Below are 12,654 nucleotides of genomic sequence, written 5' to 3' on the forward strand. Positions count from 1 at the left end.
GAACCGCCAGTAGCAGTAGATGATAGCATTGTCACCCCCCCTGACACAGCAGTAACATTCAACATCACCAACAACGACAGTGATAGTGACGGGACAATAGACCCCAGCACAGTAGACCTAGACCCAAGTACACCAGAAGAAACAGAAACAACACGCACAGTAGAAGGAGAAGGAACTTACACAGTAGATGAGAGTGGCAACGTTACCTTCACTCCAGAAACAGGTTTTGTAGGCACAACAACACCAATAACCTACACAGTAGAAGATAACGAAGGGGCAACATCAAATCAAGCCAATATTAGTGTGAGGATAAATGATCCAGCAGCCAACGATGACACAGCAGAAACAAACGAAAACANCCAGTCACATTCAATATCACCGAAAATGACAGTGGCAGTGACAGCACAATAGACCCAAGCACAGTAGACCTAGACCCAGATACAGAGGGACGACAAACAACACGAACAGTAGACGGAGAAGGAACCTACACAGTAGATGAGGAAGGAAACATTACCTTCACCCCAGTAGCAGGTTTTGTAGGTACAACAACACCAATAAGCTACACAGTAGAAGACAACGAAGGCACAGTTTCCAATGAAGCCAATATTACAGTCACAGTCAACAACGTCAACGAACCCCCAGTAGCAGTAGATGATAGCATCGTTACCCCACCTGACACAGCAGTAACATTCAACATCACCAACAACGACAGTGATAGTGACGGGACAATAGACCCCAGCACAGTAGACCTAGACCCAGCAGACGGACGACAAACAACACGCACAGTAGACGGAGAAGGAACCTACACAGTAGATAATGAAGGAAACATCACCTTCACTCCAGAAACAGGTTTTGTAGGCACAACAACACCAATAACCTACACAGTAGAAGATAACGAAGAGGCAACATCAAATCAAGCAAATATNGTAGACCTAGACCCAGATACAGACGGACGACAAACAACACGCACAGTAAATAATGAAGGAACTTACACAGTAGATAATGAAGGAAATATCACCTTCACCCCAGTAGCAGGTTTTGTAGGTACAACAACACCAATAAGCTACACAGTAGAAGACAACGAAGGGGCAACTTCCAATGAAGCCAATATTACAGTCACAGTCAACAACGTCAACGAACCCCCAGTAGCAGTAAATGATAGTGTAGAAACAGACGAAGGAACTCCATTAACATTCAACATCACCAACAACGACAGTGATAGTGACGGGACAATAGACCCCAGCACAGTAGACCTAGACCCAGATACAGACGGACGACAAACAACACGCACAGTAAATAATGAAGGAACTTACACAGTNGTAGACCTAGACCCAGATACAGACGGACGACAAACAACACGCACAGTAAATAATGAAGGAACTTACACAGTAGATAATGAAGGAAATATTACCTTCACTCCAGAAGATGGTTTTGTAGGTACAACAACACCAATAAGCTACACAGTAGAAGACAACGAAGGGGCAACTTCCAATGAAGCCAATATTACAGTCACAGTTAATAACGTTCCAATTCCCGAAAATATACGGCCAGAAGCATTAGATGACAGTGCTGAAACCAATCAAGGAACCCCAGTAACCTTCAATATCACCAATAACGACAGCGATCGCGATGGGGAACTAGACCTGACAACAGTAGATCTAAACCCAAATTCAAAAGAAAAGGAAACAACACGAACAATAGCAGGAGAAGGAACCTACCAAGTAGACGATAGTGGCAACGTAACCTTTACTCCAGAAGCAGATTTTGTCGGCAACACATCTATCCGCTATATAGTGCAAGACAACGATGGAGGATTCTCAAATCAAGCCAAGATAACAGTCACAGTCAACAATGTTCCAACTCCGACTCCGACTCCAGACCCAACACAACCACCCGTAGATATTGACCTTTCATGTCCCCCTGCTCCAACTATAGAACTTGTAAATTTACCTGCTATGCCATCTATTGTTCTCAATTCAGGTGAGTCTGAACAGGTACAATTTGGTACTGAAGGTAATGACTTTATCTCCAGTAATGGATTCAATGAAGCTGTTGATGCTTTAGGTGGTAACGATACTATAGAAGGTATTGATGGTCCTGATATCTTGTTTGGCGGTGAAGGTGATGACTCAATTTTTGCCGACCGTGGTCAAGACTTTGTGAATGGCAAAGAAGACAATGATATCATCTTTGGAGGTAAGGAAGATGATAGTATTCGTGGAGGTAAAGGAGAAGATACAATCTGGGGTGATATAGGCAATGATATTATCTTAGGTGAAGATGGTGATGATATTCTTTGGGGTGGTACTACAGGTGGTACCGATAAAGACGTATTTGGTAGTGATACCATTGTCGGCGGTAGTGGTAACGACTCAATTAATGGCAACCGTGGTAATGACTTACTGAAAGGCGATCTAGGTTCTGATACCATTCGTGGTGGAAAAGAAAGCGATACTATGTTCGGAGGAGAAGGTGACGATATGCTTATGGGCGAAGACGGCGATGATTTTATTATTGCCGATCCCGTATCGAATTCTTCAGAAGCAGCTATTGGAGCAGATACCGTTTATGGAGGTTTGGGTAATGATGTCCTAGCAGCTAGTCGTGGTAACGATACTCTGTATGGAGGTGACGATGATGACTTCATGTATGGAGGTAAGGATAATGATTCAATGTTTGGAGAAGAAGGTAACGATACTATATTAGGACAGGAAGGAAATGACACAATTTTTGGTGGTGACGCGAATCTAATTGAGCTTGATCTATCAGGTCAAGATTTAATTGATGGTGGTGCAGGAGATGACTTCCTCAGTGGTAACCATGCTGCAGATACTATTATTAGTGGTACTGGTAATGATACGGCACGAGGTGGTAAAGGTGATGACAACCTATATGGTCGAGCTGGAGACGATGTTCTCTTTGGAGATGATGGTAATGACACCATTTGCGGAGATGAAGGAAATGACACCATATTTGGTAATGCTGATGATGATCTTCTCTTTGGTGATGATGGTGACGATATGCTAGATGGTGGGGAAGGTAACGATACATTAATTGGTGGTAGTGGTAGCGATCGCTTCGTCCTAAACCTAGATCAAGGAGCAGACCTCATTGCCGACTTCAATATTAATGAAGATTTGGTAGTTTTAGATGATGGGTTAGTTTTAGACCCACAACAGTTAACTATTCAAAACGTTGACAACAATACTCAAATATTCTTGGATAATCAACTTTTGGCTACCCTAGAAAATATTGTTATTAGCGAAGAACAAATCATAACTCAGTTAACTAATATCTAATCATTCTCTCATCTGATAACCACTAGATCGAGTATCATCCTAGAAATAGGAACACAATAATATTTATTGTGTTCCTATTCGTATAATTAGGGCTTGCTGAAAAAGTCTTTTATATCATGTCCGGTAGCATCGGTATTGTATAGCAAAGGTAGGGAACAGGAAACAGGGAACAGGGAACAGGATAGACCACAGTAGGGACGTTGCATGCAACGTCCCTACAAGGTTATCATTTTTTTATGTGGTTCATTGACCTGAAAATCACTGTAAATGATTACTGTGTAAGTTTTTCAGAATTAATCAGCAAACCCTATCAATTATCTATTATCNGTATAATTAGGGCTTGCTGAAAAAGTCTGTTATATCATGTCCGGTAGCATCGGTATTGTATAGCAAAGGTAGGGAACAGGAAACAGGGAACAGGGAACAGGATAGACCACAGTAGGGACGTTGCATGCAACGTCCCTACAAGGTTATCATTTTTTTATGTGGTTCATTGACCTGAAAATCACTGTAAATGATTACTGTGTAAGTTTTTCAGAATTAATCAGCAAACCCTATCAATTATCTATTATCCATTATTAATTATCCACACAGCTTTCTATCCTCCTCACTTACCTCAATATTAATCCGCAAATAATCCCTCACCCAATTACAAGCATACTCAAGTTTTTTCAGGGTACGAATTTCCTCTAAATCCCATAAAATTACTGCACGGTCATCGCTACCAGATACCAAAAATTTGCCATCAGCAGTAAAAGCAACACTCACAACTGATCCCTCATGGCCAGGTAAATTTTGCAGTAACTCCCCGTCTAGATTCCACAACTTCACCGTATTATCAACACCTCCTGTAGCAATAGTTTGATCATCAGGACTAAATGCGACTCTTGTTAATCCCCTGCTCTGACCGTTAATTGTTTTCACCAGAGTACCATCTAATTTCCAGAGTTTCAAAGTATCATCCCGACTGGCAGAGGCAATCAGATTTCCTTGAGGGTTGATTGCAACTCCCCAAATTCCACCCCCTTGATGGAGGCTAGTTAAAAGTGTGCTGTCTGTTTTCCATAATTTCACTGTTTCATCTTGACTTGCGGAGACAATAGTTTGACTATCTGGGGTAAATGCTAATTTCCAAATTTTCTCATTATGAGCAACAAAACTATGGAGCAGTTGACCCTCAATATTCCACACCTTAATTGTTTTGTCATCTCCTGCGGAGGCAATGGTTTGGCCATTAGGACTAATGGCGATCGCGGAAATTATAGCTTGATGTCCAGCCAATACTCGCATAGGTTGTGCTTGGGCAGTCTTAATATCCCCTATATCCCAAAGCTCAACTTTATTATTACTAACCATAGCAATGCTCTGTGAATCTGGAGCAAAAGCTACAGAGGAAATTACTTGGTCTGAATCGTTAATTTTTTGCAAAAATTTACCATCTTGTTGCCACAGCAGGAGTTTTCGACCGCCCACAGAAGCAATTAATTTTCCATTTGAACTTGTTGCTACATCCCATACTGTATCCTTATGTCCGTAAAGAGGTTTCAACAAATTTTTGTTTTTTCGCCATAACTTAACAGTACCATCATCACTAGCTGAAACTGCTATCAGACCATCACTGCTCAAAGCTACACCCCGAACTACTGCATTGTGTTCTCTTAAAGTTCTGAGCAAAGTTCCATCTGAGTGCCAAATTTTAATGGCATTATCATTACCACTGGTGGCAATGTATTCACCATTCTTATTACAATCAACTCCAATGATTACATCGTCTCCCTGGAAAGTTCTCACTAGAGTTCCATCTACCTGCCACAGTTTAGCCGTTTTGTCTGAACTCACTGACACTAGCAAATTTGTTTTCTCACAAAATGCCACATTCCAAACTGGTGCTTGATGTCCTTTGAGAATTTTCAGCAACTTGCCATTAATACTCCAGAGTTTCACTAAACCATCAACTCCTGCTGAAGCAACAATTTCACCTTGAGCATCAAACGCTACACTCGTAACCACTTGTTTATCTACTGTTAAAGTTGTCAACAAAGTACCATCTACTCTCCAAAGTTTAACAGTCCGATCGCCACTACCTGAAGCAATCATTTCACTATTGGGGCTAAAAGCAACTCCCCAGACGGGGGAATTATGTGCCTGAATATTCCGCAACAGTTTGCCATCAATACTCCACAACTTAACTGTGCCATCTAAACTTCCTGAAACCAGGAACTTATTATCTGAGCTAAAAGCAACGCGATATACTGTTGCTGAATGTTGGATGGTTTTGAGTAGTCTGCTGTTAGAGTGCCAAATTTTCACAGTTTTGTCTCCACTAGCAGTAGCAATTAATTTGCCATCTGAACTGATATCAACACTCAAAACAGTGGCTTGATGACCGATGAGGCGATTAAATTCATTAATTCCATAAACTGCTCTAGTTAAAGCTGTTTCTACTTGCTCTGTAGTTTTGTCATCCACTGCCCCCAAAGACTCCATTCGGCGTTTAGCTTTAATAGCTGCTATCATCGCATCTAACTGTTGATGGGAAGCTAACAAACCGTGAGAAGAGGCTGCTAATGCCCTAATTTCACTAATTCTCGCCTGTCGATATTGCCATAAGGCAACTATTCCTGTGCTTGTAGCAACAACCAAAGCACAACTGACAACGCCTAATATTAATTGTTGCAATTTAGCATTTTTCTGTTCAACTACTAATTTAGCTTCTACTTCTTTGAGTCGTGCTGCTTCTAATGTCTGTTGTACTTCTAATCTATCTATTTCTTCACTGATATTCAAAAATTGATAATCTAAATCACTTAAACTTTTACCTTTGCTCCATTTTTGAGCTTCTTTTAACGCTTTTCCCCGCAATAACCGAGAATTATCCGTTTGTTTAGAACTAATCCACAGATGGAAATTTTCTCCATAAGGACGTAGTTTATTTAATTGTTTTTTTACCCACTCAAGATTAAATACTTCTTGATAAATTCGGTTTTTTACTATTAGAAAATCATGGTTTTTGATGACTATCCCTGATAAAATTAGTTCGATTTCTTCTCTAGTATCATCTGTGGAAACTTGAAGATTTTCTAAGATTTGTTGATAAATTCCTAGTAATCTACCTGCCCGTTGTTCGTTCCGAAGAATCCGGTCTCTAATTGTTCTCAAATGTTCTGGTTCGTCTTGATATTCCCAGTTATCAATAATTTGGGATTTCACCAATGATTCTACCCAATATTTTTCCATGCCAGGGGTAATTATAATTTGTTTGTTTGGATTTGATAATGCTGTTATTTGGATTAAATAGCAAATTTTTTGGGTGAGGAATGGTTGCCCATTTGTCCAGGATAATATTTCTCTTAATACCGCTTCTGGGTTATCTGTATAAGTTTTAATTCCTTCCAAGAAAGGCTGTATTTCTGCCAGTTTAAAACCTGATATTTCTATGGATTTGCCAATATTAAATGGTGTGCGTTTTTTATCTGCAATTAAATCTGAGGGTGTAGCTACTCCAAAAATTGCAAATGTGAGACGGTTATATTCTGGGTCTATTGCACGTTGATTATAATAATAACGAATCAGAGCAAAAAAATCATCTACGGCAAAATCTAGACTAAGAATACTATCAATTTCATCGATAAATATGACAATATTTTGTTGGGGAAATTTTTCTTTGAGAAGTAATTCTATACAATAATTTAGACCCTGTAAACCAGAAATATCACCAAGGTCATGCCACCAAGATTTTAACTTGATTGTTTTGGATAATTTGTAGCTCCGCCACAATTCAGCCACTATTCCTTTATACCATTGAATCGGAGTAATATTTTGACCACCAATCAGAGTCATATCAATACTACTACAGCAAAATTCCTCTTGTTTAAGTTGATTTATAGTTCTGACTAGCAGAGAAGATTTTCCCATTTGTCTACTGTTTAAAACATAACAAAATTCTCCTTTTTTCAGCGCTCGATAAAGTTGAATATCGGCTTTTCTTTTGATATAGGTAGGGTGATTATTTGCCAGACTACCACCTACTTGATAGGAATACATTTTTCTCTTTTTTTATCTCTATAATTGTCAGCATTTATAGCAATTTCCAAAAGTAATGGTATACTTAGGGTTTGCTGAAAAAGGGGTAGGAGACAGGAGACAGGAGGAGCAAGGAATTTAGAGGAGGCAGGAGGAAGAATTATCCCTTGATTTTTCAGCCATGAGTCAACCCAAAATCCTAACTTTTTGAGCTTTAAGGAGCAAAAACCTTGTACTTTTTCAAGACCTAAAATGGCTAAAACCTTTACCTGTCAATGCTTTATAGTGCTACGCATTAAGGCTCTTGACATTTATCAATCCTAAAACCCTTTATTAGTCTACTATTCCCTATTCCCTATTCCCTATTCCCTAGCGCGTAGCGCTATAAAATTTAATCAGCCAGCCCTACTTAGTGGAAAGTAGGTAGGGACGTTGCATGCAACGTCCCTACAGGAGAGGTTAAAAGCAGGAAAAATAATTACTAACCGACTAATACTTGTCAAAAAAATACTTGAAATCTTGTTCAGTAATTAACAATTAATTATTATAGCAGTCCTATTTTATTTGTGTATAAAAACCTTAACGCTTTTAGGGAATAGGGAACAGGGAACAGGCTATAGTTTCAGGTTTTTTATCTACTTTTTAATTACCCGCAACCTATTTAGGATTGCTATAACTATTAATCATTCGGTAATATTCTCTTTTTAATTTAGTTGAATATCTCTATTTTATTTGTGGCAAAAATCTTACTGCTTTTTAGGTATGGAGGGAACACTTAACTGGCTGGAGTTTCAAGTTTTTTATCTACTTTTTAATTTATCACGACCTATTTAGGATTGCTATATCATGTCCGGTAGCATCAGTATTGTATAGAGAAGGCTTTAGTTATCTAGGAGAGAAGTAGTAAGAGAAGGAAAAATCTTGGATAAGGTAGATATTTCCCTAACTTTTACACAAACGATACCAACGGAAATGATATTAAATGATAAGTGTTAAACCGAAGATGATATTAGCTGATTCTAAAAAAATCAAATTTTTGCCATACAAAGCTAATATAAATCTCTGAAAAGAACTCAAACTTTCTCCTTTTTCTGCTGCAAATAACCTTCTAATAAATAATCACAACCAACAGTACGCATACTAACATTTTCTAACTCAAAAGCCTCCGTCATTTTAGTTAATCCTAAATCCCCTACAGGTGAAGTTCCCATTTCCCCACCAATAATTTTCGGAGCAATAAAAGCCCAGATTTTTTGCACCGCACCATCAGCGATCGCCTGAGCAGCTAAAGTTCCCCCACATTCCCAAAGAACAGAAAGAAATCCGCGATCGTACAAATTACCCATTACCACCCCTGGAGTTAAAGTAGAAGTTTCCACCACCTCCACCCCTTTTTGCCTCAAATACTCCTGAAATTCTTGATTAGAACCTACTTCCGTAAATACTAAAGTTTCAGCCTCACTAACATCCCACAAATTAGCCTCTGTAGGCAAATCTAAACTACGACTCATAACCACCCGCAAAGGATTATCATCTCGATCCCTACGACTCGTCAAAAATGGATTATCTCGCCGAACCGTATTACCCCCAATAATCACAGCATCACAAGCAACCCGTAACTTATGCACTTCACTCCGTGCTGACTGAGAAGTCACCCATGCACTATGACCTGTAGTAGTAGCAATTTTCCCATCAAGAGTCATCGCATACTTCAAAATTCCGAAAGGACGATGGTAAAGCATTCGGTGAATAAAAGCTTCATTCAGTTCCCGACATTCCGCCTCTAATACTCCCACCACTACTTCAATACCAGCATCCCGCAACCTTGCCACACCACCACTTGCAACCAGAGGATTAGGATCGATCATGCCAATAACCACCCTTGCTACACCTGCTCCAATTAAAGCTTCCGTACAAGGAGGCGTCCTTCCATAATGATTACATGGTTCTAAATTAACATAGGCAGTAGCACCTCTCGCCTTTTCCCCCGCCTCTCTGAGAGCAAAAACTTCTGCATGAGGACGACCAGCACCAGGATGAAACCCCTCACCCAGAATTTGGCCATTTTGAGTAATCGCACAACCCACCAAAGGATTAGGGGCCGTCTTTCCCAAACCACGTCGGGCAAGTTCTAGACAATGACCCATCATTAAGCGATCGAACTTATCTTGATTTTCACTCTCATCAAATTCCAACATCTTTAGATTTTTAGTTTCAAGTTAAACATTACCGAATTATTAATTATTAATAATTAAATAATTCTGGTTTAAAGCCTACCCTTGGATAGGGAAAAAAAAGTGCTCTTGAATTTCCTTATCTTCAATTCCCGTAAGGTTTTAACGGCTAGGTAATTATCAATTATCCATTATCAATTATCAATTAATGAAACATATCCAATAATAAAAAATAAAATCAATTATCGCGCAGAAATCATCAATTATTTTCCCCTACCCCTTAATTGCTATTTTCTTCTAAATTCTGAATTCTAAATTTTAACCTAATTATTTATAACTGTTCATCCAGCCATAATATTAACTACCCTTAAGACGGACCATTAATGTTTCATATCTAGACCTAGCTAAAGCACTATTTTCTACTCCTGTCTCAATATTCTGATTCTCCAGACTGTCTGGATATACCACCTCTGAATGCTTGCTAAAACGTGTAACAGTACCGCGTAATCTAGTCGATAAAAACTTAGTAACTGCTCGATAAAATCTGAGAGAAAATAATACATCCTGCTCTAATTTTTCATTTAACTTCTGTTTAGAAATTGATAGAACTAAACTATCCTCTATAGCTTTTACAGTAGCAGATGGTAAACGACCATCCACAAAAGACATTTCTCCCAAAACCTCACCAGCAGCGATAATTCCTATTTCTTTATCCCCAACCGCAGATAGATAAGCTTTCATTGTCCCATCCAACACAATATAAAGAGCATCAATTGGTTGGCCTTCATTAATTAATATAGTATTAGCAGTAATTTTTTCTTTACTACCATTAGCAATCATCCAATCAATGTCACGATCGCTTAATTCCCCTAAAATAGCTAGAACTTTGCTCATATTATATTTGCTTAAAAATATATAGTAACTTAACTTATATTTTAGTGGATATGAGACACTAAACCTGACAAAGTTTCTAGTTTCTATTTCACTGGCTAAAAATATTTTCCCTGTTACCTACTATGCGCAAAAAGTTTATATCTTGATTCACTAGATATCTATTAGACATCTCGAATAATAAAAAATAAAATCAATTATCCCACAGAAAATATCAATCCTTTCCCCTCCCAGGAAAGGTTAGGAGTAAGTCTCCCTGCTCCCGACTCCCTCTTTTCTGGAGGTGTCTACCAGATTTTTATTAGACATCTCGAATAATAAAAAATAGGCGTTGCTGGATAAAGGTATGATTTTACAGGAGTCACGAGTCACGAGNGGTTAGGAGTAAGTCTCCCTGCTCCCGACTCCCTCTTTTCTGGAGGTGTCTACCAGATTTTTATTAGACATCTCGAATAATAAAAAATAGGCGTTGCTGGATAAAGGTATGATTTTACAGGAGTCACGAGTCACGAGTCAGGAGCTAGAAAGGAGCTTTTTCCGCGCCTTAAAGAGGGAAAATAATAGGTCTGACTTACACCCCTATTTAGGAATTTCATACCATGTTTCAGCAACGCCAAAAAATAAAATCAATTATTTCCCCCTACTCCCTACTCTCTACTCTCTACTCCCTACTCCCTACTCCCTACTCCATATTTTCTACAGAATGACGTTTAACACTTTTCAAAAAAGCATCAACATCTTCATCACTCGTATTAAAATTAGTTACAAGTCGAATTATTGGCAAAGCCTCCTCCTGCCAAACATAAAACTGAAAACCATCAGCTCTCAAACCATTAACCACAGACTCAGGAATTTCTACAAAAATTTCATTCGCTTCCACAGGATGACACAACCTTACCAAAGGCAACTCTACCAAACCTTGGGCTAACTTAGTTGCCATCTCGTTAGCATTACTAGCATTTTTTAGCCATAAATTATCAGTAATATAAGCCTCCAACTGAGCAGACAAATATCGCATCTTCGAGAATAAATGACCACTACGTTTGCGACGATAAGCAAATGTTTTTGCCAAATCTTGATTAAAAAAGATTACCGCCTCTGCTGCCATTGCTCCATTTTTAGTTGCACCCAAACAAAGCACATCTACCCCCGCTCGCCAAGTTATATCTGCTGGCGCACAGTCTAAGCTAGCAACAGCATTAGCAAAACGCGCCCCATCCATATGCAGATATAAATTATGAGCATGAATTATTTTAGCAATTTCACATATCTCTTCAGGCAAATATACTGTTCCCGCTTCCGTCGCTTGGGTAATACTAACCGCAGCAGGTTGAACATGATGTACTACACCTGCACCCGCCTTTTCTAGTGTTTTACTCAACTCAGAAGGATGAATTTGAGCATCTTTACCATTGAGTGTCACCAACTTCGCACCACCTGTATAAAATTCTGGAGCACCACATTCATCCACATTAATATGAGATTCAGCATGACAATAAATAGCTCCATAACCTGGAGCGATCGCCGATAAAGCCAGAGCATTAGCAGCAGAACCCGTAACAACAGGGAAAACTGTCACAAGAGTTTCAAAAATTGATGAAAATTTAGCTTCTAACCGTTGAGTGTATTTATCTGCACCATAAGGCATCATATCTCCTTCATTAGCAGCGATCAGAGCAGCCATAATTTCTGGGCACNACAATAAATAGCTCCATAACCTGGAGCGATCGCCGATAAAGCCAGAGCATTAGCAGCAGAACCCGTAACAACAGGGAAAACTGTCACAAGAGTTTCAAAAATTGATGAAAATTTAGCTTCTAACCGTTGAGTGTATTTATCTGCACCATAAGGCATCATATCTCCTTCATTAGCAGCGATCAGAGCAGCCATAATTTCTGGGCACACCTCAGTCACATTATCACTACAAAAATTCATAATTCCTATATTTTTAAATTTATCTAAAACACTCTACCAGTATGGAACACTTCCACCATCTTTGTATTTTTTAGTAGGACAGTTTTTCCTACTGAACACCAAGTCCAAATATAATGAAGTTATATCAATTCACTTTCAAGATGTCACAAATAGTTTCTAGTTTCAAACTTAAGATATGAAATAATTTCCTGAAATTACTGTGTCATCAAAGTTTCGAGTCTATAAAATCTTAATACATGATTTTTGTAGGGGCGTTTTCCTGACGGAATGCTCCGCAAACATGTCGCGTAGCGTTAACGCGCGTTGTGCGTTAGCTAAATAGCCATTTGCCC

General features: G+C 39.0%; 6 protein-coding genes and 3 pseudogenes. 4 read left to right on the forward strand and 5 right to left on the reverse strand.

Annotated elements, in window-relative coordinates:
• From AFK68_RS46840 to AFK68_RS46855, 4 genes and pseudogenes are all read left to right on the forward strand, one after another.
• The coding region (locus AFK68_RS46840) for an Ig-like domain-containing protein (protein ID WP_210407665.1) at positions 1 to 358 on the forward strand (358 nt) is incomplete at both ends.
• A gap of 16 nt (positions 359 to 374) precedes the next feature.
• The coding region (locus AFK68_RS46845; RefSeq protein WP_371357609.1) for an Ig-like domain-containing protein at positions 375 to 925 on the forward strand (551 nt) is incomplete at its 3' end.
• Between the two features lies 1 nt (position 926).
• Positions 927 to 1,318 (forward strand): annotated as a pseudogene (locus AFK68_RS46850) (Ig-like domain-containing protein); the annotation flags it as partial.
• A 1-nt stretch (position 1,319) separates the two neighbouring features.
• Positions 1,320 to 3,299 (forward strand): annotated as a pseudogene (locus tag AFK68_RS46855) (Ig-like domain-containing protein); the annotation flags it as partial.
• 582 nt (positions 3,300 to 3,881) lie between these two features.
• On the opposite strand, the gene AFK68_RS28905 reads toward AFK68_RS46855, so the two are convergent.
• From AFK68_RS28905 to AFK68_RS46860, 5 genes and pseudogenes are all read right to left on the reverse strand, one after another.
• Positions 3,882 to 7,343 carry an AAA-like domain-containing protein gene (locus AFK68_RS28905; protein ID WP_094677244.1) on the reverse strand — a complete coding sequence of 1,154 codons (3,462 nt, stop codon included), beginning with the start codon at positions 7,341 to 7,343 and terminating at the stop codon, positions 3,882 to 3,884.
• Positions 7,344 to 8,395: 1,052 nt separating this feature from the next.
• A complete protein-coding gene (ribD, locus tag AFK68_RS28910; RefSeq protein ID WP_094677246.1) occupies positions 8,396 to 9,520 on the reverse strand; it encodes a bifunctional diaminohydroxyphosphoribosylaminopyrimidine deaminase/5-amino-6-(5-phosphoribosylamino)uracil reductase RibD in 1,125 nt (374 codons plus the stop codon).
• A gap of 333 nt (positions 9,521 to 9,853) precedes the next feature.
• On the reverse strand, positions 9,854 to 10,390 hold the full coding sequence (locus tag AFK68_RS28915; protein ID WP_094677248.1) for a cyclic nucleotide-binding domain-containing protein: 537 nt from the start codon (positions 10,388 to 10,390) through the stop codon (positions 9,854 to 9,856).
• A 679-nt stretch (positions 10,391 to 11,069) separates the two neighbouring features.
• The gene (locus AFK68_RS28920; RefSeq protein ID WP_094677250.1) at positions 11,070 to 12,071 is read right to left on the reverse strand and encodes a low specificity L-threonine aldolase; all 1,002 of its coding nucleotides are present in this window, start codon (positions 12,069 to 12,071) and stop codon (positions 11,070 to 11,072) included.
• A 14-nt stretch (positions 12,072 to 12,085) separates the two neighbouring features.
• Positions 12,086 to 12,322, reverse strand: a pseudogene (locus AFK68_RS46860) (beta-eliminating lyase-related protein); the annotation flags it as partial.
• Positions 12,323 to 12,654 lie beyond the last annotated feature (332 nt).

Source organism: Hydrocoleum sp. CS-953 (assembly GCF_002260545.1).
Classification (GTDB): Bacteria; Cyanobacteriota; Cyanobacteriia; order Cyanobacteriales; family Microcoleaceae; genus Trichodesmium.

Coding starts and splice junctions, on each gene's coding strand:
- ribD (WP_094677246.1), bottom strand. CDS start 9,520: ATGTTGGAATTTGATGAGAGTGAAAATCAAGATAAGTTCGATCGCTTA.
- AFK68_RS28905 (WP_094677244.1), bottom strand. CDS start 7,343: ATGTATTCCTATCAAGTAGGTGGTAGTCTGGCAAATAATCACCCTACC.
- AFK68_RS28920 (WP_094677250.1), bottom strand. CDS start 12,071: ATGGCTGCTCTGATCGCTGCTAATGAAGGAGATATGATGCCTTATGGT.
- AFK68_RS28915 (WP_094677248.1), bottom strand. CDS start 10,390: ATGAGCAAAGTTCTAGCTATTTTAGGGGAATTAAGCGATCGTGACATT.